This window comes from Micromonospora craterilacus (assembly GCF_003236315.1).
GTDB lineage: Bacteria > Actinomycetota > Actinomycetes > Mycobacteriales > Micromonosporaceae > Micromonospora > Micromonospora craterilacus.
In genome coordinates, this window is sequence record NZ_POTY01000032.1 from 15,393 (window position 1) to 37,382 (window position 21,990).

Below are 21,990 nucleotides of genomic sequence, written 5' to 3' on the forward strand. Positions count from 1 at the left end.
CGCTATCGAGAATGATAGCGTTGACGCCATGGAGATGTCGAGCGAGCGCTGGGCCGAGCTGGCGCTGCACCCGGTGCGGATCCGGATCCTGCGGGCGGTCGCGGGCGCGCAGCTGACCACGCACGACCTGGTTGAGCTGCTGCCCGATATCCCGCAGGCCACCCTGTACCGGCACCTGGCGACGCTGGTCAAGACAGGGCTGCTCGACGTGGTCGAGGAGCGCAAGGTCCGCGGTGCCGTCGAGCGGGTGTACGCGCTGCCCGCGCACGGCGCGACGCTGGACGCGGAAGCCCTGGCCACCGCCACCCCAGCGGACCACGCGCGCTACTTCACGGCGTTCGTGTCGAGTCTGCTGTCGGAGTTCTCCCGCTATCTCGCCCGGGAGCGGATCGACTTCGTCGCCGACGGTGTCGGATACCAGCAGCTCGTGCTGCACATGACCGACGCCGAGCTGGGCGAGTTCGCCGCCGGTTTCAACGCGCTGGTCGGCCCGTTGCTCGGCAACGAGCCCGGCGACGGACGGATACCTCGACTGTTCGCGACCGTTCTGATGCCGGCCGACCAGCCGGCAACCACCAGCACCAACAACCAGGTACCGGGGCCGGCGCACGACCCCGATACGACGAAGGGGGATGGCTGATGGCCTCGGTCACGGTTACCAGCGATGTGATCGACATCCGGTTCACCGGATGGGAACGGATCTGGATCGGGCGGGAGCAGTTCGTCCTGCGTCTCAAGGCAGTACGGCACGCCGCCCCGGTGGACAACCCGCTCCGACTGGCCCGCGGCGCCCGGCGGGGGTACGTGGTGTCCGGCTTCGCCAAGGTCGGCGTCTGGGGTCTGTACGGCGGTCCCCGGCAACTCGTGACGGCCCGCCGGGGCGAGCCCGGGCTGCACCTGGTGCTGGACCGGGCGGCAGCCGGCGGCGAGTTCGACGAGGTCGTGCTCTCCAGCCCGGACGCGCCGGCCCTCGCGGCGGCGATCGGGCGGGCGATGGCGGCCGGCGCATGACCGGCGACCGCCTGGCCATCGAGGTGTCGCGCCTGACCAAGCGCTACGGTGACGTCACCGCGGTGCGCGATCTGAGCTTCACTGTGGAACCTGGTGTGGTCACCGGTTTCCTCGGCCCGAACGGTGCCGGCAAGACCACCACGATGCGCATGGTGACCGGGCTGGTGTCGCCTACCAGCGGCACCGCCACCATCGGCGGACGGCCGTACGGCCGGCTGCCCAGGCCGTCGCGCACGGTTGGCGCGGTGTTCGACGCCAACGCGTTCCACCCCGGCCACACCGCCCGTGACCACCTGCGCGTCTACGCCGCGATGGGCGGCTACCCCGACGGCCGGATCACCGAACTGCTGGACCTGCTCGGCCTCGCCGAGGCGGCCGACCGCCGCACCCGCGGCTTCTCCACCGGCATGCGGCAACGGCTCAACCTCGCCACGGCGCTGCTCGGCGACCCCCGCGTACTGCTGCTGGACGAACCCGGCAACGGCTTGGACCCAGAAGGCATGTCGTGGCTGCGCGGCCTGCTGCGCCGGCTGGCCGATGAAGGCCGCACCGTGCTGATCTCCAGCCACGTGCTCAGCGACCTCCAGCAACTCGTGGATGACGTGGTGGTGATCCGGCGCGGCGAACTCGTCGCCGCCGGGCCGTGGTCCCGGCTCGCCGGCCCGCCGGCGGTGCTCATCACCTCACCCGACGCCGGCGCCCTCGCCGCCGCCCTGACCGCCAGCCCGGCCAACGGCGGCACCGCACCGGTCGTCGAAGCCGTCGGGCCCGACCGGCTGCGGGTACACGGGCTGGACGCGCCGAGCGTCGCCGACCTCGCTGCCGCCCGCGGCCTACGGGTTCACGAACTGGTCACCGAGAACACCAGCCTCGAACAACTCTTCCTCCACCTGACCACCGACAAGGCGGCCACCCGATGAATCGCTTGATCAAGGCGGAGTTCCGCCGGCTGCTGGCCACCCGGATGTGGGGCGGGCTGCTGCTGGCCGCCGCCCTGATCGGCGGCGGCATGATCGGCGCCATGGCGCTGGTGGGCCCGGAGAACTTCGACCCACCGATGCCCGGACTGGACACCGAGGCCGGTCTCCGCTCGATCCTCGGCATCCTCGGCTACACCGCATTCGTGCCGGCCGCCGCCGGTACCGTCGCGGTCACCTCCGAGTACCGGCACCGCACCGCCGCGGTCACCTTCCTGTTCGCGCCGCGCCGCGGGCAGGTACTCGCCGCCAAACTCGCCACCTACACGGTCCTCGGCCTTGTCTACGGGCTCATCCTCGCGGGCTCCGCCGCAGCGGCTCTGTTCAACGTCGCCGCCGTACGCGGCGTCTCACTCGGTCTGCCAGCCACCACCGTGCTGGCGCTGCTCGCCCGCATCGCCGTCGCGATGGTGGTGTACCTCCTCATCGGCGTCGGCATGGGCGCCCTCATCCGCAACCAGGTCGCAGCCCTGTGCGTCGTGATCGGCTATCTGTACCTCGGCGAGCCGGTGCTCATGATGATCCCCGGCGTCAACACGCTCTACCCGATCCTGCCCGGCGGAGCCACCGCCGCGCTGACCGACTTCACCTACCTCGCCGATGCCATGTCCGAACAACTCGGCAGTACCGCCGTCCAACTCCTCTCACCGGCAGCCGGCGCCCTCCTACTCGCTGCGTACGCGCTGACCGCCTCGGCGATCGCCGTGATCGTCCCCATGCGCCGCGACATCACCTGACCGCGTGGTGCTCGGAGGTGGTGCGGTAAAGCCCCGGTGACCCACGATTTTCACCTACGGCAACCGCCGGTCGAATCGGCGGCAATCTCGGTGCCGCAGGGTCGCTGCCGTGACGTACACATTGAACGCCGTGATGACGGTGGGCGCCGTCGTCGCCGCGCTGCTCGCCCCGCCCCACGCAACCGCCGCAAGCACCCGGACCGCGGTCGTGACCACCGACAACGAAACCCCGGTCCTGTACGACGACGAGGCTGGCGGAAACGCCTCCGGTGACGACCCGGCAATCTGGGTCCACCCGGCGGACTCCCGAAAGTCGATCGTGATCGTGACCGCCAAGGAGGGCGGCCTCCGCGTCTACGACATGGGCTCGCGCGAGATCCAGTCGCTGCCCGCCACCGAGGCACCGCGGATCGACACTGCCGCGGGCCGCTACAACAACGTCGACATCGCGTACGGCATCCGGCTGGCCGGTCGCCAGGTCGACGTCGCCGTCGTCTCGGACCGCTACAACGACCAGCTCCGGTTCTTCATCATCGACCCGGCCGGTGCGGCGGCGCGTACCCCGCTGACCGAGGTCACCGCAGCCGACCAGCGCTTCCTGTTCAACCCCGACCGTGAGGCCGTCGACGCGGAGCACACGGCCTACGGCCTCGCCGTCTGGCAGCCGCGCCCCGGCGAGACGTACGGCGTCGTCACCCAGGAGGGGACGACGACGATCGCTACCGCCCGCATCGTAGAGATCGGCGGCAAGCTCGGCTACACCGAGATCCGGCAGCTCGCCATGCCGAGCCGCTTCGGGCTGCCCGACGGGACGACCTGGGTGCCCTGCGAGGAGCCAGGCGTGCTGCCGCAGTTGGAGGGCCCCGCGGTGGACCAGGCGTCGGGCGTGCTCTACGCCGCGCAGGAGGACGTCGGCCTGTGGCGGCTGCAGCTGCCGCTCGGTCCGCGCAGCAAGCCGACGCTCGTCGACCGGGTCAAGGACTTCGGGGTCCACGATGTCTACGACAGCGAGACCGAAGAGTGCCAGCCAGCAGACCCGAACGCCAAGGGCTACGGCGGAAACCTGCTCACTGCCGATGCCGAAGGGGTCGACATCTACTACGGGCCCGGCGCGACCGGGTACGTGCTCGTGTCGAGCCAGGGCGACGACAGGTTCGCGGTCTACCAGCGCCAGGGCGCCAACCGCGCGCTGGGGAGCTTTCGGGTCAAGGGCGTCGGCGGCGCCGACGACATCAACGGCTCCGACGGGCTCGCCGTGACGAACCGCCCCGTCGGCGACTACCGGCAGGGCCTGCTCGTCACCCACGACGAGCCCGAGACCGGGCCCGACGTGGACGACGAGCGCGACGCCACGAACTTCTCCTACGTGTCCTGGGGCGACATCGCCCGGGCGATGTCCCTGACCGTGGACACCCGGGCCGGGAACGACCCACGTTTCCGCTGACCCACCCGAAACCGTGACGGCCTGCTCGATGACATTTCGAGCAGGCCGTTCCCCCTACGCGCGGTCGGGCTCCTCGTCCGGCACACGCGCCCACCCTCACCCGGCTCGACCAGGCCCACCTGCCCACCGCGCTACTCCGCGTCCGGCGCGCCGAGCTGGCTGCGGCGGCGGGTGAGGTAGCCGGTCTCGGCAGTGTTGCCGGCGAGTTCGGTGGCGCGGTCGTAGGCCTCGCGGGCCTCCTCGCTGCGGCCCAGGCGGCGCAGCAGCTCGGCGCGGGTCGCGTGGAAGGCGTGGTAGCCCTCAAGCGGCAGGCGGTCGACCAGGGCGAGCGCGACGTCGGGTCCGTCGACCTCGGCGACGGCGACCGCGCGGTTGAGCGCGACCACCGGTGAGGGCTGGATGCGCACCAGCCGGTCGTAGAGGGCGACGATCTGCGACCAGTCGGTGTCGCGGGCGTCGCGGGCATCGGTGTGGACGGCGTTGATCGCGGCGAGCAGCTGGTAACGACCCGGGGCGGGACCGCCCGCTGCCACCGCGGCGATGCGCTCGCGCACCAGGCGATGGCCCTCCTCGATCAGGTCGCGGTCCCAGGCGCCGCGGTCCTGCTCTTCGAGCGTGACGAGCTCGCCGGTCGCCGAGATTCGGGCGGGGCGGCGGGCCTCGGTCAGCAGCATCAACGCCAGCAGCCCAGTCACCTCGCCGCTCCCATCCCGGCGGTCCGGCAGCAGCTCGCGCACCAGGCGGGTAAGCCGGATCGCCTCGGCGGTGAGGTCGTTGCGGACGGGTGCCGTTTCCGCGCCGGTGGCGAGATATCCCTCGTTGAAGACGAGGAACAGCACGGCGAGGACGCCGTCGAGCCGTGCAGGCAGTTCCTCCACGCTGGGGACCCGGAAGGGGATACGGGCGGCTTTGATCTTGGCTTTCGCTCGGGTGATGCGCCGGCCGACCGCCGCCTCCTGCACCAGGAAGGCGCGGGCGATCTCGGGGACGGTCAGCCCGCCGACCATCCGGAGCGTCAGCGCGATCCGGGTCTCCGGCGAGAGCGCCGGGTGGCAGCAGGTGAAGATCAGCCGGAGCCGATCGTCGTCGATAGCGCCCGACGGTTCGGGAGGATCGTCGCCGAACAGCAACTGAGCCTCCTGATGCTTCTGGTCGCGGCGCGACTCCCGGCGGAGGCGGTCGATGGCCCTGCGGGTGGCGGTGGTGGTGAGCCACGCGCCCGGGTTCGGAGGTACGCCGTCGCGGGGCCAGCGTTCGACGGCAGTCGCGAATGCCTCGGCGGCGGCGTCCTCCGCGGCGGCGAGGTCGCCGAAGCGCCGGGTCAGGGTGGCGACCACCCGGGCCCACTCCCCGTGGTGAGCCTGGGTGATCGCCTCGACGACGAGCCCGGTCACGACTCAAGCAGCGCCTTGAAGTCGCTCAGCGCGCGAGCCACTCGTCGACCTTCGGATCGGGGAGGAACTCTCGGACCTCTTGCGCACACCGGCAGGCGACCGCGATCTTGGCGGCCCACTCGACGGCGTCGGCCCGAGTGGGGACGTCGACGACCGTGAAGCCGCCGACCATCTCCTTGGTCTCGGGGTAGGGGCCGTCGGTGACCGTCCCGTCGACGGCGACGAGCGTCGTCTTCTCGTCGTCGGCGATCCCGCCGCCGAAGACGAAGACGCCGGCGTCGCTGGCTTCCTGGACTACCGCGCGGGCCGCCTTGGCCACGTCGGGCAGGTCCTCCTCGGGGAAGCTCATCCACCCGCGGTCGAACGAGATCAGGTATCGCGCCATCTCGCACTCCTCGATCCGGCGGCCCTGGTGGCCACCTCTCACCTTGCTACGAACGGCACGGCCGCGATCCGACACGGTCCCGGAGAATCTTCTGAAGACTTCGCGACCTCCAGCGGCAGGTCCTTGTGCAGGTTGCGGCGGGCCTGCCGGGAGAACATCACCGTGTACGGGCTGGTCGCCTCGCGCGTGTCGTCCCGCCGCCCGCCTTGCGGAGGCATTAGGCCGCCCTACCGCGATGCCCTTCCAGCTCGGCGCGGACCTCGTCCATCGAGAAGGTGTCGCCGGCCGCGAAATCCTCCCGCGACTGGCGCAGATCCGCGAGGGCCTCGTTGTCGCAGAGCAGGTCGAGCGTCTCCCGCATCGACTCGTACTCGGCGACCGAGATCAGCATCACGTCGGCGCGGCGGTTGCGGGTGATCGTGAAGTGGTCGTGCTCCCGAGCGACCCGGTCGGCAAGCTCGGCGATCCGGGCCTTGGCTTCCGTGATCGGAATGGTCTCCATGGCGGCCATTCTCACGACTGGTCAGAATTATGGCCACCTTCTCCCGCCTGGTCGGCGGCGACCCTGTGCGGCGAGCTGCGGAACGAAACGCATCCTGAGACGGCGAGCGGGTACGGCTCCGGGGTGACCGGCGAACCGGCCACCGGACCGGGGACGTCCAGGTCGGCCGGGCGGCCGACCTGGACGTCAACATCGATCAGGCCAGGTCGAACCGGTCCAGGTTCATGACCTTGACCCAGGCCGCGACGAAGTCGTGCACGAACTTCTCCCGTGCGTCGTCGCTCGCATAGACCTCCGCGAGCGCCCGCAGCTCGGAGTTCGAGCCGAAGACGAGGTCGGCGCGGCTGCCGGTCCACTTGACCTCGCCGGTGGCGAGGTCACGGGCCTCGAAGGTGTTCGCGTCCTCGGACGTCGCCTTCCACGCCGTGCCCAGGTCGAGCAGGTTGACGAAGAAGTCGTTGGTCAGCGACCCGGGGGTCGTGGTGAGGACGCCCAGCGACGACTGCTGGTGGTTCGCGCCGAGGACGCGGAGACCGCCGACGAGGGCGGTCATCTCGGGCGCGCTCAGGGTCAGCAGGTTCGCCTTGTCGACCAGGAGGAACTCGGCCGGCAGGCGGTGGCCCTTGCCGAGGTAGTTGCGGAATCCGTCGGCAGTCGGCTCCAGCGGGGCGAAGGACTCCACGTCGGTCTGCTCCTGCGACGCGTCGGTGCGCCCCGGCGCGAAGGGCACCTCGACGGCGTACCCGGCGCTCTCGGCGGCCCGCTCGACCGCCGCGGACCCGCCGAGCACGATGAGGTCGGCCAGCGAGACCTGCTTCCCGCCGGTCTGGGCGGCGTTGAACCCCTCCTGGATGCCTTCCAGGGTGCGCAGCACCGTCGCCAGCTCGTCGGGGTTGTTGACCTCCCACCCGTTCTGCGGCTCCAGCCGGATACGCGCCCCGTTGGCGCCGCCGCGCTTGTCACCGCCGCGGAAGGTGGACGCCGACGCCCACGCGGTGGCGACCAGCTGGGAGACGGACAGGCCCGAGGCGAGGATCTGGCCCTTGAGGGTGGCGACGTCCTCGGCGTCGACGAGCTCGTGCGTCACCGCGGGGATCGGGTCCTGCCAGATCAGCGTCTCGGTCGGGACCTCCGGGCCGAGGTAGCGGACGACCGGGCCCATGTCGCGGTGGGTCAGCTTGAACCACGCCCGGGCGAAGGCGTCCGCGAACTCGTCCGGGTTCTCCAGGAAGCGCCGCGAGATCTGCTCGTACACCGGGTCGAACCGGAGGGCGAGGTCGGACGTGAGCATCCGCGGTTCGCGGCGCTTCGACGCGTCGTGCGCCTCGGGCACCATGTCCGCGCCCGCGCCGTTCTTGGGCCGCCACTGGTTCGCGCCGGCCGGCGACTCCATCAGCTCCCAGTCGTACGCGAAGAGGATGTGGAAGAACTCGTTGTCCCACCGGGTCGGGTGGTAGGTCCAGGTGACCTCGAGCCCGCTGGTGATGGTGTCGGCGCCCTTGCCGGTGCCGAAGCTGTTCTTCCAGCCGAGGCCCTGCTCCTCGATCGAGGCGGCCTCCGGCTCGGCGCCGACGTGGTCGGCCGGGCCGGCACCGTGGGTCTTGCCGAAGGTGTGGCCGCCGGCGATCAGCGCGACCGTCTCCTCGTCGTTCATCGCCATCCGGCGGAACGTCTCGCGGATGTCCCGGGCCGAGGCGATCGGGTCCGGGTTGCCGTTCGGGCCCTCCGGGTTGACGTAGATGAGGCCCATCTGGACCGCGGCGAGCGGGTTCTCCAGCTCCCGGTCGCCGGTGTAGCGCTGGTCACCGAGCCAGGTGGTCTCGGGGCCCCAGTAGACGTCCTGGTCGGGCTCCCAGACGTCCTCGCGGCCACCGGCGAAGCCGAAGGTCTTGAAGCCCATCGACTCCAGGGCGACGTTGCCGGCGAGGATCATGAGGTCGGCCCAGGAGAGGTTCTGGCCGTACTTCTTCTTGACCGGCCACAGCAGGCGGCGGGCCTTGTCCAGGTTCCCGTTGTCCGGCCAGCTGTTGAGCGGCGCGAAGCGCTGCTGACCGGCACCGGCGCCACCCCGGCCGTCGCTGATGCGGTAGGTGCCCGCGCTGTGCCACGCCATCCGGATCATGAACGGGCCGTAGTGGCCGAAGTCGGCCGGCCACCACTCCTGCGAGGTCGTCAGGACCTCTGCGATGTCGCGCTTCACGGCGGCGAGGTCGAGGGCCTTGAACGCCTCGGCGTAGTCGAACTCCCCACCGAGGGGGTTGGCCACCGCCGGGTTCTTGGCGAGGATCTTCAGGTTGAGCTGGTTCGGCCACCAGCCGCGGTTGCCGCCGCCCTGGGTCGGGTGCGGGGCGCGTCCGTGGGCGACCGGGCAGCGCGACTCGCTTCCCGCGTTCGCGTCATGAACGACGGCGTCGTGGTTCTCGGACATCGGGTTCCTTCCGTGACTGGCGGACCAGGTATCAGGCATTGCCTGCGGTGGAGCAGCCGGGGCACAGGCCCCAGTAGGTGACCTCGGCCTCGTCGATCGAGAAGCCGTGGCCGTCGGAGGCGGTCAGGCAGGGTGCCTCGCCGACGGCGCAGTCGACGTCGGCGACCAGACCGCATGACCGGCACACGACGTGGTGGTGGTTGTCACCGACCCGCGACTCGTACCGCGCCACGGAGCCGGGCGGCTCGATGCGCCGCACCAGACCCGCGCCCGTCAGCGCCCGCAGCACGTCGTAGACGGCCTGGCGGGACACCTCGGGGAGACCCCCACGCACGGCACGGATGATCGAATCCGTGTCGGCGTGCGGATGCGCGTGCACGGCGCTCAGCACCGCAACCCGGGGACGGGTCACGCGCAGAGCCGCCCCACGCAGCATCTGTTCGAAGTCCAAGGCCGTGGCCACGCACCGCAGTCTGGCCCGTTTTCTGGAATCAGTCAAGAAGAACCTGTCCGTGGTGGGCCGGTTGGGGCCCGCGCGGTACGCGGACCCCGCCCGGTTACTTGATCTCGATCACCGTCGGACAGGAGAAGGGCAACGACAACGTGATCCGCCCACCGCCGCCGTCCTCGTCGACCAGCCCGGCGAGGTCGATGACCCCGGCCGGCGGCGTTTCGCCCGGATCCGGCCGGAGCGTGGCGCTGCCGGCGAAGGCCCCGCCGGGACCGAGTTGGCTGAGGCCGGCCGGCCGGCGCCGGAGATCGGCGTACGCCGCCGACATGCTGCCGAGGAACCGGCCCTTGTGCCGCAGCACTGCCAGGGTGAGCGCCGAGGGTTCGTCGTCGACCTGGTACCGGTCGCCAGACCTGCTCAGCACGATCTGGCCCTGGCCGCCCACTTTGTCGTCGGTGTCGAAATAGAGGCTGACAGTCAGCGCGCCGTCGGCCTTCGACCGGTAGCAGCGGGTCGCCGCGACCCAGCCCGACGACGTTCCGGGCAGGCCGGCGCCCTCGATCGTGATCTCCCCCCGAGCCACCTCGGCCACGGTCGCCGTGCAGGCCGCGCCGCCCTCCAGGCCGGCGAAGACCAGCCGGTCGCCACGCTGCAACAGGTCCCCGGGGATCCCGCCGAAGCCCGCGAGCAGGGCGACCTCCTCGTCGCTGAGCTTGCCGAAGGAGAGCCGATCGACCAGCCGCCACTGGCCCGCGGCCAGCATCCCGGACAGTTCCCGGCACGAGCGACCGCTGGCCAGGACGACCTGGGTCTCGGACTCCGACACCGGAACCACATCACCGGTGAGGTACAGGCCCGCGAAGCCGGTGGCCGATCCGGTTCCGGTGTCGGAGCGACCCGTCGGGGCGGGGACGTCGGCGGTGGGCCCGCCGTCACCGGTGCAGGCGGCCAGGGCGAGCACCGCCGCCAGGCCGGTGGCCGCTGCCAGGATCCGCCACGGCTCACGTGCCGTCATGGGTGTACCTCACCTCGGGGCAGCGCGGGTCGGCGGTTACCCGGACGACCGGCCAGGAGAGCTTGCTGAACGGGAAGGTGCTGCCGGCGAGCTGGATCTCGACGTCGCCGACCGGGCGGCCGATCCGGTTGTCGGCCAGCACCACCGCGCGGGTGTTGAGGAACGGGTAGAAACGGATCACGCCGTCGAGGAACTGGTTGCCACCCTCGCCCTTCATGATGAAGAAGGGCTGCGGCCCCGGCCGGTCGTTCGGCGTGAAGCTGATCTTGTTGTCCCTGCCGGCAAAGCCCTTCGGTACGTGCACCCCGGTCGCCTCGCCGGCCATCTGCAGCAGTTGGCCGCTCCGCACGCCGTCGTAGCCGGCGGTGCCCTTGAACGGCCCAGCGACGCCGGCGCAGCTGACCAGGTCGACGTAGACCTTGGGCAGCTTCGCGAGGATCAGGTTGACCTCGCCCGCGCCCTGGGCCAGCACGATGTCGGATCCGTGGTAGGTGACCTCGATGGTGATGCTCTGCGCCGGCAGGCCCGCCTTCACCAGCACGTCCCTCAGCAGGTCGAAGTTCTTGCCCACCCCGAACCCGACCGGGTTGGACAGCAGGCCGTAGACGTCACCGAGCTCGAACGGAAGGCCCTCCTTGTCCAGCGAGGCGAAGTAGGTGGCCTGGCCGGTCAGCTTCTCCCCCTCGCCGTCCGGGTCCTCCACCGGTGGCTTGAGCTCCAGGGTGGCCTTCCCGTCGTCGCCGGTCTTCACCCCACGGGTCCACTTCACGCTGTCCGCCGACACCGCCTTCAGCAGGTGCGTACCGCCCTTCTGGATCGTGCCGGCCTGTGGCTGGATGGCGCTCCACCGGATCGTGAAGTCCTTCAACGGCCCGGCCTTCGGGACGGAGACCCCGGCCAGCGCGTAGCAGTCGATCTTGTCCAGCGCGGTCTCCAGGTCGAAGGTCGCCGACGCGGTCAGCAGTACGTGCTCGTCACGGCTGCCGGCCTTGTGCTTGAAGTGCGTGCTGGTCTTGTCGGCGGTCAGCGCGATCCGGGCGCCGAGCAACAGCAGGATCGCGCTCGCCGCCGCGGACGACTTGCCCCACAACTCGTCCGCCCGTCCGACCTTGTCCTGCGCCTCCTCGGAGAGGAGCTTGATCAGCCCGTCCTTCAGATACCCCTTGGCCGTGTCGATCACGCCCTTGGCCACCGGATCCGGCGCAGGACCGAACCGCCGGCTGAGCGCCTTGCACGGCCCGTCGTCGGCGGCGTGCGCGACACCGCCGCCGAGCAGCCGGTCGACCAGGCCGGGGCGGGCCGCGGCCTGCGGTTGCCCGTCCGTGGCCACCTCGGCGAACCGGCTGGTGGCGTGCCCCAGCAGCAGAACGGTCTGCAACGGGTCGAGGTACGCCGTCTCCGGGTCGGCGCCGGGAAACAGCACCTGCTGGCGGTGGGCTGACAGGGCCCGTACGCCAGCGGCTGCGGACACGAAGACCGGGTGGTCCCCCGGCGCCTTGGCCCAGCCCCCGATGACCGTGGTGAGCTGGGCGAACGTCGCCTTCTTCGCGGTCAGGCCGACCGCGTGCAGCAGGTCGGCGAACTGGTCCACGGTGTACCGGTCGCCGGCCCGGGTGGCGGCGGCCAGCAGCGGGATCAGCTCGGCGTAGACCGGTGCGTCGTACATCGCCACCTGGTCCGGCATGGCCACGACCGGTCCCTTGGCGGAGACGATCGGGTGCCCAGCACGACGCAGCAGTTCGGCGGTCGCCGCCGCGGACCGGGCCGGGTCCGCCGAGTGGATCTCGGCGACGAGCTGTTCGGCCGCCTCGGTCGGGTCGTCCGCGAGCCGGCCGGCCACCGCCTCGATGGCGGCCTGGTCGACCCCGCCGGTCGGCTTCGGATCGTTCCCGTCGGCGGTACAGGCGGTGGCGGCGAGAGCGACGCAGATCAGCACCGCCACCGGCGATCGCCACCGGGCGCGGGCTCGTCCGCGTGGCGGGTCGACACCTCGCGCCCGGCAGGAGGTGCGTGTCATCGAATCGGTTCCCTTCGCAGCGGGGCGCTGCGGCACCGGTCGGCGCCGCCCCGGGCGTAGTAGAGCCGTCGCCTGATCCCGGCTGCCAGGGACGGTTGTCCCGCCGGCCCGGGATTCCGCGCCCTGCCGTGGGCCGCCGTGCCCCATGTGGACCGGGCCGGAGCGCCGACATCGTCTGAGGCGACCCACTCACGATCCGAGGAGATATCAACGATGTACTCCCCCACGCTGCCGGAGCAGCCGGCCGACAGCCGCCCCCTGGCACCCGTACGCCAACCGCGGGCCTGGGCCCTGACCGGTACGGTCGGCGGCCTGGTCGGCCTGGTCGGGATCTTCGCCACCGCCACCCTGACCGCCCCCGCCGAGCAGTTCCGCGGCGACAACGCGCAATACGTCGCCGCGCTCGCCGGCACCGGCTACGTCTGGGCGCACCAGGTGGTGACCGTGGTCGCCATCGTCTGCCTGGCGATCTTCGCGGCCGGGCTGCGCCGGTACCTGGGCGCGCAGGAACCGGCCGGCAGCCTGGTGCCGATGCTCGCTGCGACCGGTGTCGGCCTGGTGCTGGTCGGCCTGCTGATCGGCGGTGGGATCTCGACGGAGCTGTTCTTCTCGCTGGGCTCCGCCGAGGAGTACGACCCCGACGTGATCGCCCCCCAACTCACCATCTTCGCCACCATGGCCTGGCTCTGGGGTGGCATCGGGCTGACCGCCGGGGCGGTCGCGGTCGGCGGGCTACGGCACGGCTCGGTCAGCCGCTGGTTCGCGGTCTTCAGCGCGGTCATCGCGCTGCTGGTCGCGGCGACGCAACTCGCGCCGGTGCAGTACATCGCGCTGGTGCCCGGCGGGATCTGGGTGGTGGTCGCCGGTCTGGCGCTGGCGTTCGGCCAGCATCCGCAAACCGGACGGTCCTGACGTGGGTGACCGGCCCGGGGCCGGCAGGTCCACCCACGGCGGCCGACCCGCCGGGGCGGCCGATGTGCCGGGCCGGTCGTCCGATCCGCCGGGCAGGCGTGATCGTCTAGTCTCGGCGGCGCCATGACCACCGACCGTACGCCCAGGACCCACCCCACCTGGACGCGCCAGGCCGCGTGGCAGTTGTGCGGGGCGACGCTGCAACTGACGGCCACCGCGGTGGTACTGGCCGCGCTCAACCGCGCCTCGATCAGCGACGTAATCCACCTGCTCATGGTGGTGGCGTGCGGGATCGTCGGAGCGACGATCGCCGCGCACCGCCCGGAGAATCCGGTCGGCTGGCTCGCCCTGACCGGCGGTCTCTGCTTCTCCCTACAGGAGGCGTGCGGCCAGTACGCCGCGCACGGGCTCGTCGTCGACCCGGGTTCGCTGCCGTTCGCCGCGGCGCTGGCCTGGCCGCAGAACTGGCTGTGGGTTCCCGGCAACCTCGCGGTGGCGCTGATCCCGGTGTTCTTCCCCGACGGGCGGGTGCTGTCGCCGCGGTGGCGGCCGGCCATCGCGGTGGTGGTGGCGCTCGGCGCCGTCGCCATGGTCACCGGCGCCCTGCGGCCCGGCGCCAACGAACAGGTCAGCCCGGTCGGCGCGGTCAACCCGCTCGGCGTACCGGGCTGGCAGCCGATCGCCGACGTCACCGCCGGCGTGGCCACCCTGACCAGCGGACTGATCTTCCTCGCCGCCGGCGGCACCGTCGTGTGGCAGGCCCGCCGCGCCCACGGGGTCCGCCGCCAGCAGGTCAAGTGGCTCGGGTACGCGGTCGCGATCGCGGTCGGGGTGGTGGCCGCCCGGCTCGTCGCCGGCCTGACCGACGACCACCCCGCCCTCTGGCCGTACGGCAACGTGTTCTGGGACGTGGCCGGTGGGGTGAGCGGCACGCTGATCCTGGTCGCCGTCGGCATCGCCATCCGGCAGCACCGGCTGTTCGACATCGACCTGCTGATCAGCCGCAGCGCTGTGTTCGTCACCCTGTCGGTGGCCGTCGGCGGCGCGTACGTGCTGGTCGTCGGCCTGCTCGGCGCCGGCTTCGACACCTCGGCCAGCCTGCCGGTCTCGTTCGTCGGCGCGGCCGTCGCCACGCTGATCTTCGCCCCGCTGCGGCACTGGCTGCAACGCCGGATCAACCTGCTGGTGTACGGCGAACGCGACGACCCGTACGCGGTGCTGGCCCGGCTCGGGCAGCGGCTGGAACAGACCCAGGACGCCGGCGCGGTGCTCGCCACCAGCACCGCCACCGTACGCGAGGCGCTGCAACTGTCCTACGTGGAGATCCAGACGGTCGACGGGCGGTCGTACCGGCTGGGTGTCCCGCCGCCCGACCCGGTGCGGCTGCCGCTGGCCGGCAACGAACCGGTCGGTCACCTGCTGCTCGGCCCCCGGGCCGGGGAGACCGCACTCGGGGCCTGGGAACTGCGGCTGCTGCGCGACCTGGCCCGGCACATCGGCGTCGCCGTGCAGGCGGTCCGGGCCCTCGACCGGGCCCAGTCCCTCGCCGCCGACCTGCAACGCTCCCGCGAGCATCTGGTGGTCGCCCGCGAGGAGGAACGCCGGCGGCTGCGCCGGGACCTGCACGACGGCCTCGGGCCGACCCTGGCCGGGCTGACCATGCGCGCCGAGGCGGCCCAGGAGATCGGCCCGGGAGAACAGGCCCAGCGGCTGCTCGAGGAGATCGTGGTCGACGCCCAGACCGCCGTCGCCGACGTACGGCGGCTGGTCAACGGCCTGCGACCACCGGCGCTGGACACCATGGACCTGGTCGGTGCACTGCGGTCGCACATCGCGGCCGGGCCGGGCGACGGACCTCGGGTGGTCTTCGACGCCCCGGCGGCGCTGCCCGCGCTGTCCGCCGCGGCCGAGGTCGCCGCCTACCGGATCGCGGTGGAGGCGCTGAACAACGCCCGCCGGCACGCGCACGCCGACAAGGTCGAGCTGCGGTTGCGGGTCACCGACGGGACGCTGCAACTGGACGTGCACGACGACGGCCGGGGCCGTCGGCCCGACCAGCCAGACGGCGTCGGCATGCACTCGATGCGGGAGCGGGCCGAGGAACTCGGTGGTTCCTGCGTCGTCGCCTCGACGCCGGGCGCCGGCACCCGCGTCACCGCGACCCTGCTCGCCGGCACGAAGGAGACCGATGGACCAGATCCGCGTGCTGCTGGTTGACGACCACGCGCCGTTCCGGGCCGGGCTGCGCGCGCTGCTGGCCACCAGCCCCGACATCGAGGTGTGCGGCGAGGCCGCCAGCGGCGAGGAGGCGCTGGCCGTCCTGGCCCGGTTGCAGCCCGACGTGGTGCTGCTCGACCTGACCATGCCCGGCATGGGCGGCATCGCGGCCACCGAGCGGCTGGTGCGGATGAGTCCGCACGTACGGGTGCTGATCCTGTCCATGGCCGACGACGACGATTCGGTCTTCGCCGCGCTGCGGGCCGGGGCGCGCGGCTACGTTCTCAAGGGCGCCCGCCGGGTGGAGATCATCCGTTCGGTGCGGGTGGTGGCCGACGGTGAGGCCATCTTCGGCCCGGCCATCGCCACCCGGCTGATGGGCTACTTCGCCGGGCTCGACCGGACCGAGCCGGCGTTCCCCGAGCTCACCTCCCGGGAGCGGGAGATCCTGACGCTCATCGCCCAGCACCTGACCAATCCGCAGATCGCCGCGCGGCTCGGGCTGAGCACGAAGACGGTACGCAACCACGTCTCCAACATCTTCGCCAAACTCCAGGTCGCCGACCGGGCCCAGGCCATCAGCCTGGCCCGCGAGCAGGGGCTGTGATCGGCGCAGCGTCACCCGCCCCCGGGTAGCGGCGGAACCGGCGACCGAAGGTCGTTGGGTCTGCACTACTGACTTCTTTACGCCGGCCGATCCGGCGCAGCTGGCCCCCCACCCTGGCGGAGGCCGCCCGCATCGCGGAACTGCCCGATGTCTCCGCGTTGGGTGGTGGGTGGTTGTGGTGGTGGTGGACCACTACTTCCAGGTGACTCCTCTGACGCCCGAAAGGCGTCAGCTTCTCAGGCCGCGAGTACGGCCTGACGGGCAAGCCCTGCCCGGAGAACGTTGTTGGCACCGACGACATCCGCATGCGCGGCGTACCCGCACTGCACACATACGAAGTCGGCTTGGCTAACACGGTTCTCCCGCGCGCAGTGCCCGCAGGACGGGCAGGTGCGGGAGGTGTTGCGGGGATCCACTGCGATGATCGTCCGTCCGGCGCTTTCAGCCTTGGCGGCGAGGATCGACAGGAACACCCCCCAACCGGCGTCGAGAATCGAGCGGTTGAGCCCGGCCTTGGCGGCGACGTTGACGCCGGGGGCGTCAACGGTCCCCTTGGCCGAGCGAGTCATGTTGGCGATGCGCAGGTCTTCGTGCACGATCAGGTCGTGGTGGCGGACCAGCCACAGCGCCGTCTTGTGCGCATGGTCAAGGCGCTGCCGCCGAACCTTGGCGTGCAGGGCGGCGAACCGCTCCCGGGTCTTACGGCACCGGTTCGACCCCCGCTTGCCACGAGCTAGCGCACCCTGCACCTCCGCGAGCCGGACGGCGGATGCGGCGAGGTGGCGGGGGTTGTTGACCTGCACACCGCCGCTCGTGGTGAGAAACAACGCCACACCCATGTCGACACCGACCACGCTGCCGGTCGCCGGCAATGGTTTCGCGGACACCCCGTCGCAGGCCACGATCACGTACCAGCGGCGCCCTTCACGCTTGACGCTGACCGTTTTCACCCGGCCGTCAACCTCGCGGTGCGCGTGCACCCGCACATGTCCGACGCCTTGCAGGTACACCCGGGTCGGCCCGCCGCCGATGGAGTTCCAGCGGCAGCCGTCGCGGTCCTTCGGCCACTGCACCGTGTCGAACCAGCCGACACCCTTGAATCTAGGGTATCCGGCTCGCTGCCCGGCCTTGATGCGGCGGAAGAACGCGGCAAACGCCTTGTCGAGACGACGCAGGGTGGCCTGCTGGGAGGAAAACGACCAACGGCCCTGCCCGCCCGGATCGAACCGACGGATGTCCTTGAGTTGGGCCGACTGATCACCGTAACGGATGCCGAGCCGAGCACGCCGGTACGCCCCACGCCGCTCTTCGAGGGCGGCGTTGTAGAGCTGCCGGTGATCCTCAACGCACGCAGCCAACGCCGCCGCCTGCCGGGCAGTGGGGCGCAGCAGGAACTTATACGCCAGGATCACGGCCAGATTCCCGCAGGTCAAACCCCGCCACGCCAGCACCCTACCACTCTTAATCCACAAGAGACTGCAGGACCACCACCCGGTTTAGTTCGCCCAACAACTGGGCCGAGCACCGGGTTCCCGAGCGGCTCGCCGACCTCGGCTGACCTCGCCACTCACGCCCACCTGAACTGACCCCGGTAAGCGCCGATCTCGGCTGGGTCCAGCGTTCAGCGGGGCGGCAGGCCGGCCAGCCAGTGGTCCAGCGCCGCTGGGTCGTCGAACAGCAGCACCGGCGGCCCGGACGGATCGCGCTGCCAGGCCCGCATCCGCCGCCGTTCGCGGCCGTACCCAGTGAGGTGCCACATCAGGACGGCATCCCGGGACAGCACGCTGCCCAGCGACTCGCGGTTGCCGTTGCAGATCTCCTCCCCTGTCGCGAGCCGGCGCATGGTGCGCCGCAGCAGCCGCCGGAAGGAGAGCCCACGCGGGTAGTCCAGGCCGACGACCAGGTCGGCGCGGGCCAGCGGCACGTCCCGCCAGCCGTGGTACGCCCCGTCGAGGATCCATCGGTCCCGCCGGCAGATCGCCTCGATCCGGCTACGCTGCAACGCGACCGGCACCTCGACCCAGCCGGGCTCCCAGAGCAGGTCGTCGACCGGGTACCAGGGCACCCCGAGCCGCTCCGCCAGCCGCTGCGCCAGGGTGGACTTGCCGGAACCGTGGACCCCGTAGACCAGGATGCGAGACGGCACGTTCATCGCGCGGCAGCGTAGACCGCCGACGCAATCGGGCGCACAGGTGCCTCGCCCGCGACGGCCAGGACGGCCACGGTCAGGCGTCGCGGCACAGGGTCGCCGCCACCGTCGCGATCACGGTGGTGGCGATCCAGGCAAGCAGGACGAGCAGACCGGTGACGGGAGTCAGGATGCGATCGGCCCCCGGCAGGTAGAGCAGCGCGCCCGCCTGGTCGGGGAGATAGCGCGCCTGCTCGGTGACGCCGCCCAGCAGCGGTGAGACGACCAGCAACAGGCCGAGCAGGACGACGAGAGCAGGCACGAGCGACCGGGTGAGGACGGCCACGGCCTGGCCGAGCAGCCCGATGAGCACCAGGTAGCCGGCCGCACCGACGATCGTCCACGGCGTACCGGCAGCGCTCCCGGGGACGTCGCGGACGGCCAGGGTGGTGCCGGCGGTGAGCAGCCCGGCGGCGAGCGCCGCGGCGGCCGTGCCGGCGGCCCAGAGCAGGTAGGCGATGGCCTTGCCGGCGAGCAGGAGCGGGCGGTCCGGGAGGGCGGTCAGGGTCGTCCGGATCTGGCCGCCGGCGTACTCCGTCCCGGCGCTGAGGATGCCCAGGACGATGGTGCCGACCTGGAGGTACGGCACCGCCTGGCGGACGATGGCGGTCGGCTCCGCCGGGTCCATCGGCGACGCGGCCAGCGCCGCGCTGATGACGGTCGCGGCCGCGACCGTGCCGAGCGTCGCGGCGAGGACCGCGGGCAGGCCACACAGCTTGATCAGTTCGGCGCTGACGGCGTGGCTGAGCGCGCGGCTCATGCGTCCCGCCGGACCAGGACGGCGCCGGCGACGGTGAGCAGCCCCGCCGCCCAGGCGGCCATGACGAGGCCGCCGGTGAGCGGGGCGAGCGCGTTGTCGAACGTCGTCAGGTGACCGGCGAACAGCCGGATGCCGGCGAGGTCGGGCAGATACCAGGCGAGGGATGTGAGGTAGGACAGCAGCAGCGAGACCGACACCAGCGAGCTGTTGACCACGAGCACGACGATCGGGACGATGCCGCTTCGGGTGAAGACCGTGACCGCGAGCGCGATCAACGCGGTGAGCGCCCAGTAGATTCCGGCCCCGACCGAGCGGGACAGCACACCGTCCGCCCCCACCGGGGTCGACGCACCGGAGCCGATGATCTGACCGGCGAGCAGGAGTGACGCGGGGATGGTCAGCGTCGCCACGACGGCGACGAGCAGGACGACGACGGTGGCCTTCGCCGCCAGTACCCGCAGACGCCCGGGGGTGGCCGTGAGGGTCGCGGTCAGCTGCCGCCCGCCGCCCGCGTTGGTGCTGTTCACGGTGTACTCGCTGCTGATCACGACGACGCCGAGGATCACCGCGCCGACCGTACCGAGCGGGATCGCGGCGAAGGCGGTCTCGACCGGCGAGGTGTCGGCGACCAGGTCGACGCGTCCGGTCCGCAGGGCGTTGCGGACGGTGAAGGCGTTGAGGATCGTGATCGCGATCGGGCCGAGCACGGCGACGGCCAGGGCCACGAAGGTCGCGGGCAGGGTCGCGGTCTTGCGCACCTCGGCGGCGAGCGTGTTGCGGAACGTCATCGTCCACCCGCCGTCGGCTCCGGCGCGGTGAGCGCGAAGAAGGCGTCCTCGAGGCTCGGGTACCCGACGGTGACCTCCCGGATCGGGCCGTTGGCGACGACCCGGCCGCCGGCGATGACGACGAGGTCGTCGGCGACCTCGGCGACCTCGCTCATCAGGTGGCTGGAGAGCAGCACGGTGCCGCCGGACGACGCGTGACCGCGCAGCAGACCGCGGATCCAGCGGATGCCCTCCGGGTCCAGCCCGTTCACCGGCTCGTCGAGCACCAGCGCCTCGGGCTCGCCGAGCAGTGCGGTGGCCAGCCCGAGCCGCTGGCCCATCCCGAGTGAGAACCGGCCGACCCGGGTACGCCCCGCGCCGCCGAGCCCGACCTGGTCGAGCACCTCCGCCACGCGTCGCTTCGGGATACCGTTGCTGCGCGCCACCCAGCTGAGATGGTTGCGGGCGGTACGGGAGCGGTGCGCGCCGGAGCCGTCCAGCATCGACCCGACCGTGCGCAGCGGGCGGCGCAGGTGCCGATACGGCTGGCCGTTGACGAGCGCCGTACCGGCGTCGGCCCGATCCAGGCCGAGCAGGATCCGCAGCGTCGAGGACTTGCCCGCGCCGTTCGGCCCGAGCAGCCCGGTAACCCGGCCCGGTGCCGCCCGGAACGTGATGTCGGTGAGGATCTCGCGGGAACCGCGCCGTTTGACCAGGCGCTCGACTGACAACATGGCCACCATGTCAGCCCACGGCCGTGGCCGGTGTCATCGGCCTGCGGCCCGGACTTCCCGCCCACGCCCCGGTCCAGGGTCGCTCCGACCCAGGTCCGATGCCGCCCGCCGCGCCGGATCCTAGACTCGAGAGGTGACACCTGGCGAGCGTCCGGCACGCCGACCCTGGCTGTCCGCCGTCGCCGCCGCAGTGCCGGCGGCCCTGATCCTGTGCCTGCTGACGACGGGTACCGACGGATCGGCCGCCGTTCTCCTGCTGCCGGTCATCGCCGGGTTGGCCGTCGCGTCGTCGGCGTGGGTGCTGATCCGCGCCCGGCGGCAGCGTCGGGAGTACGAGGATCGGCTGACCGCCTGGGCCGCCGAGCGTGCCGCCGGAGCGGAACGACTGCGCATCGCCCGCGAAATGCACGACCTCGTCTCCCACGGCCTCGGGCTGGTCACCGTCCGCGCCGCCACGGCCGCGCGAGTGGCCGGGCCGGCCGGGGAGACCGAACGCGCGACCGCGCTGGCCGACATCGAACGGGTCGGTCGGGAGACCACCGCCGAGCTGCGGCGCATGCTCGACGTGCTCCGCACGCCCAGCAGTGAGCCCGCTCCCCTGCGCCCCCTCGACACGCTGGAGTCCCTCCCAGGGATCGTGCGGGCCGTGGGCGGCACCGGACTCGCGGCCAGTCTCGACGTGCGGGAGGTCGATGAGATGTCGTCCGGCGTGCAGCTCGCGGTATGCGCGATCGTCCGCGAGGGACTGAACAACGCCGCCCGGCACGCCGGCCCCACCCGGGTGCGCGTCGGCGTGGACCGCGACGGCGACACGGTCGTGGTGGACATCCGCGACGACGGCCCACGGGCGGGCTGGCGGTCCCGGGCCGGCGCCGGTCACGGGCTGGACGGCCTGCGCGAACGGGTGACCGCGCTCGGCGGCAGCCTGCGTGCCGGTCCCGCCGGGGCGGGTTTCCATCTCTCGGCGCGCCTGCCCGATCGACGGCGGCCCGGATGAGCACGGAGTGGCCGGGCCACCCCACCATCCGGGTACTGGTCGCGGACGACCAGCAGCTGCTGCGGCACAGCCTCGCCATCCTCATCGACGGCACCCCGGGGCTCACCGTGGTCGGTCAGGCCGCCACCGGCCACGACGCCGTGGCGCTCACCCGCGAACGGCGACCCGACGTCGTCCTAATGGACATCCGGATGCCCGACGGTGACGGCATCGAGGCGACCCGGCACATTACCGGCGACCCCGGACTACGCGACACCGGCGTCGTGGTGCTCAGCATGTTCGCGCTCGACGAGTACGTGTCCGCGGCGCTGCGCGCCGGAGCGCGTGGCTTCCTGCTCAAGGACGCCCACCCCGACCAGCTCCTCGACGCCATCCGGCGCACCCACGCGGGAGAGTCGCTCTTCGCCCCCAGCATCCTGACCCGCCTCGTCACGCACTACCTCGACC

General features: G+C 71.9%; 22 protein-coding genes. 10 read left to right on the forward strand and 12 right to left on the reverse strand.

The features are described 5' to 3' along the window. Nucleotides 1-28: 28 nt before the first annotated feature. From C1I95_RS07900 to C1I95_RS07920, 5 genes are all read left to right on the forward strand, one after another. Complete coding sequence (locus C1I95_RS07900; protein ID WP_233513421.1) at nt 29-640, forward strand: helix-turn-helix domain-containing protein; 612 nt, start codon at nt 29-31, stop codon at nt 638-640. Then, entirely contained in the window at nt 640-1,011 is a 372-nt protein-coding gene (locus tag C1I95_RS07905) for a hypothetical protein (RefSeq protein WP_111213121.1), read from the forward strand. The genes C1I95_RS07900 and C1I95_RS07905 overlap by 1 nt, the downstream gene beginning before the upstream one ends. Continuing rightward, nucleotides 1,008-1,931 (forward strand): ABC transporter ATP-binding protein, encoded by a 924-nt coding sequence (locus C1I95_RS07910; RefSeq protein ID WP_111213122.1) that lies wholly within the window; start codon nt 1,008-1,010, stop codon nt 1,929-1,931. Before C1I95_RS07905 ends, C1I95_RS07910 begins: the two co-directional genes overlap by 4 nt. Beyond that, nucleotides 1,928-2,725: an ABC transporter permease gene (locus tag C1I95_RS07915; RefSeq protein ID WP_111213123.1), complete on the forward strand. Its 798-nt coding sequence runs from the start codon at nt 1,928-1,930 to the stop codon at nt 2,723-2,725. Before C1I95_RS07910 ends, C1I95_RS07915 begins: the two co-directional genes overlap by 4 nt. A gap of 109 nt (nt 2,726-2,834) precedes the next feature. Next, complete coding sequence (locus C1I95_RS07920; RefSeq protein WP_111213124.1) at nt 2,835-4,169, forward strand: phytase; 1,335 nt, start codon at nt 2,835-2,837, stop codon at nt 4,167-4,169. 131 nt (nt 4,170-4,300) lie between these two features. Here the strand turns inward: C1I95_RS07920 and C1I95_RS07925 are convergent, their stop codons facing one another. The 7 genes from C1I95_RS07925 to C1I95_RS07960 form a co-directional block, all read right to left on the reverse strand. Continuing rightward, nucleotides 4,301-5,563 (reverse strand): RNA polymerase sigma factor, encoded by a 1,263-nt coding sequence (locus C1I95_RS07925; RefSeq protein WP_111213125.1) that lies wholly within the window; start codon nt 5,561-5,563, stop codon nt 4,301-4,303. A gap of 25 nt (nt 5,564-5,588) precedes the next feature. Next, nucleotides 5,589-5,948, reverse strand: a complete 360-nt coding sequence (locus C1I95_RS07930) for a YciI family protein (protein WP_111213139.1) — start codon at nt 5,946-5,948, stop codon at nt 5,589-5,591. 217 nt (nt 5,949-6,165) lie between these two features. Then, a complete protein-coding gene (locus C1I95_RS07940) occupies nt 6,166-6,450 on the reverse strand; it encodes a type II toxin-antitoxin system Phd/YefM family antitoxin (protein ID WP_111213140.1) in 285 nt (94 codons plus the stop codon). Between the two features lie 196 nt (nt 6,451-6,646). After that, entirely contained in the window at nt 6,647-8,878 is a 2,232-nt protein-coding gene (gene katG, locus C1I95_RS07945) for a catalase/peroxidase HPI (protein ID WP_111213127.1), read from the reverse strand. Between the two features lie 31 nt (nt 8,879-8,909). Then, a complete protein-coding gene (locus C1I95_RS07950; protein ID WP_199523648.1) occupies nt 8,910-9,314 on the reverse strand; it encodes a Fur family transcriptional regulator in 405 nt (134 codons plus the stop codon). 121 nt (nt 9,315-9,435) lie between these two features. Then, nucleotides 9,436-10,344, reverse strand: coding sequence for a hypothetical protein (locus tag C1I95_RS07955; RefSeq protein ID WP_111213129.1), 909 nt, complete (start codon nt 10,342-10,344; stop codon nt 9,436-9,438). Continuing rightward, the gene (locus C1I95_RS07960; protein ID WP_146605662.1) at nt 10,331-12,361 is read right to left on the reverse strand and encodes a hypothetical protein; all 2,031 of its coding nucleotides are present in this window, start codon (nt 12,359-12,361) and stop codon (nt 10,331-10,333) included. The genes C1I95_RS07955 and C1I95_RS07960 overlap by 14 nt, the downstream gene beginning before the upstream one ends. Before the next feature lie 213 nt (nt 12,362-12,574). On the opposite strand from C1I95_RS07960, the gene C1I95_RS07965 reads away from it, so the two are divergent. From C1I95_RS07965 to C1I95_RS07975, 3 genes are all read left to right on the forward strand, one after another. Next, nucleotides 12,575-13,273, forward strand: coding sequence for a hypothetical protein (locus C1I95_RS07965; RefSeq protein WP_111213131.1), 699 nt, complete (start codon nt 12,575-12,577; stop codon nt 13,271-13,273). A 123-nt stretch (nt 13,274-13,396) separates the two neighbouring features. Further along, nucleotides 13,397-15,490, forward strand: a complete 2,094-nt coding sequence (locus C1I95_RS07970; protein ID WP_111213132.1) for a sensor histidine kinase — start codon at nt 13,397-13,399, stop codon at nt 15,488-15,490. Next, a complete protein-coding gene (locus tag C1I95_RS07975) occupies nt 15,462-16,097 on the forward strand; it encodes a response regulator (RefSeq protein WP_111213133.1) in 636 nt (211 codons plus the stop codon). The genes C1I95_RS07970 and C1I95_RS07975 overlap by 29 nt, the downstream gene beginning before the upstream one ends. 236 nt (nt 16,098-16,333) lie before the next feature. On the opposite strand, the gene C1I95_RS07980 is transcribed toward C1I95_RS07975, so the two are convergent. From C1I95_RS07980 to C1I95_RS08000, 5 genes are all read right to left on the reverse strand, one after another. Continuing rightward, entirely contained in the window at nt 16,334-17,548 is a 1,215-nt protein-coding gene (locus C1I95_RS07980; RefSeq protein ID WP_199523646.1) for an RNA-guided endonuclease InsQ/TnpB family protein, read from the reverse strand. 170 nt (nt 17,549-17,718) lie between these two features. Continuing rightward, on the reverse strand, nt 17,719-18,249 hold the full coding sequence (locus C1I95_RS07985; protein WP_111213134.1) for an AAA family ATPase: 531 nt from the start codon (nt 18,247-18,249) through the stop codon (nt 17,719-17,721). 73 nt (nt 18,250-18,322) lie between these two features. Further along, nucleotides 18,323-19,045, reverse strand: a complete 723-nt coding sequence (locus C1I95_RS07990; protein WP_111213135.1) for an ABC transporter permease — start codon at nt 19,043-19,045, stop codon at nt 18,323-18,325. Beyond that, nucleotides 19,042-19,833: an ABC transporter permease gene (locus tag C1I95_RS07995; RefSeq protein WP_111213136.1), complete on the reverse strand. Its 792-nt coding sequence runs from the start codon at nt 19,831-19,833 to the stop codon at nt 19,042-19,044. Before C1I95_RS07995 ends, C1I95_RS07990 begins: the two co-directional genes overlap by 4 nt. After that, nucleotides 19,830-20,546, reverse strand: coding sequence for an ABC transporter ATP-binding protein (locus tag C1I95_RS08000; protein WP_111213142.1), 717 nt, complete (start codon nt 20,544-20,546; stop codon nt 19,830-19,832). Before C1I95_RS08000 ends, C1I95_RS07995 begins: the two co-directional genes overlap by 4 nt. A gap of 133 nt (nt 20,547-20,679) precedes the next feature. Between C1I95_RS08000 and C1I95_RS08005 the strand changes: the two genes are divergently transcribed. Further along, the gene (locus C1I95_RS08005; RefSeq protein ID WP_111213137.1) at nt 20,680-21,543 is read left to right on the forward strand and encodes a sensor histidine kinase; all 864 of its coding nucleotides are present in this window, start codon (nt 20,680-20,682) and stop codon (nt 21,541-21,543) included. Beyond that, the coding region (locus tag C1I95_RS08010) for a response regulator (protein ID WP_146605663.1) at nt 21,540-21,990 on the forward strand (451 nt) is incomplete at its 3' end. The genes C1I95_RS08005 and C1I95_RS08010, both read left to right, overlap by 4 nt.

What these genes read in the sequence shown, in the direction of transcription:
- C1I95_RS07900 (WP_233513421.1), top strand. Translation starts at nt 29, where the DNA reads ATGGAGATGTCGAGCGAGCGCTGGGCCGAGCTGGCGCTGCACCCGGTG.
- C1I95_RS07905 (WP_111213121.1), top strand. Translation starts at nt 640, where the DNA reads ATGGCCTCGGTCACGGTTACCAGCGATGTGATCGACATCCGGTTCACC.
- C1I95_RS07910 (WP_111213122.1), top strand. Translation starts at nt 1,008, where the DNA reads ATGACCGGCGACCGCCTGGCCATCGAGGTGTCGCGCCTGACCAAGCGC.
- C1I95_RS07915 (WP_111213123.1), top strand. Translation starts at nt 1,928, where the DNA reads ATGAATCGCTTGATCAAGGCGGAGTTCCGCCGGCTGCTGGCCACCCGG.
- C1I95_RS07930 (WP_111213139.1), bottom strand. Translation starts at nt 5,948, where the DNA reads ATGGCGCGATACCTGATCTCGTTCGACCGCGGGTGGATGAGCTTCCCC.
- C1I95_RS07940 (WP_111213140.1), bottom strand. Translation starts at nt 6,450, where the DNA reads ATGGAGACCATTCCGATCACGGAAGCCAAGGCCCGGATCGCCGAGCTT.
- katG (WP_111213127.1), bottom strand. Translation starts at nt 8,878, where the DNA reads ATGTCCGAGAACCACGACGCCGTCGTTCATGACGCGAACGCGGGAAGC.
- C1I95_RS07950 (WP_199523648.1), bottom strand. Translation starts at nt 9,314, where the DNA reads ATGCTGCGTGGGGCGGCTCTGCGCGTGACCCGTCCCCGGGTTGCGGTG.
- C1I95_RS07955 (WP_111213129.1), bottom strand. Translation starts at nt 10,344, where the DNA reads ATGACGGCACGTGAGCCGTGGCGGATCCTGGCAGCGGCCACCGGCCTG.
- C1I95_RS07960 (WP_146605662.1), bottom strand. Translation starts at nt 12,361, where the DNA reads ATGACACGCACCTCCTGCCGGGCGCGAGGTGTCGACCCGCCACGCGGA.
- C1I95_RS07965 (WP_111213131.1), top strand. Translation starts at nt 12,575, where the DNA reads ATGTACTCCCCCACGCTGCCGGAGCAGCCGGCCGACAGCCGCCCCCTG.
- C1I95_RS07970 (WP_111213132.1), top strand. Translation starts at nt 13,397, where the DNA reads ATGACCACCGACCGTACGCCCAGGACCCACCCCACCTGGACGCGCCAG.
- C1I95_RS07975 (WP_111213133.1), top strand. Translation starts at nt 15,462, where the DNA reads ATGGACCAGATCCGCGTGCTGCTGGTTGACGACCACGCGCCGTTCCGG.
- C1I95_RS07985 (WP_111213134.1), bottom strand. Translation starts at nt 18,249, where the DNA reads ATGAACGTGCCGTCTCGCATCCTGGTCTACGGGGTCCACGGTTCCGGC.
- C1I95_RS07990 (WP_111213135.1), bottom strand. Translation starts at nt 19,045, where the DNA reads ATGAGCCGCGCGCTCAGCCACGCCGTCAGCGCCGAACTGATCAAGCTG.
- C1I95_RS07995 (WP_111213136.1), bottom strand. Translation starts at nt 19,833, where the DNA reads ATGACGTTCCGCAACACGCTCGCCGCCGAGGTGCGCAAGACCGCGACC.
- C1I95_RS08000 (WP_111213142.1), bottom strand. Translation starts at nt 20,546, where the DNA reads ATGTTGTCAGTCGAGCGCCTGGTCAAACGGCGCGGTTCCCGCGAGATC.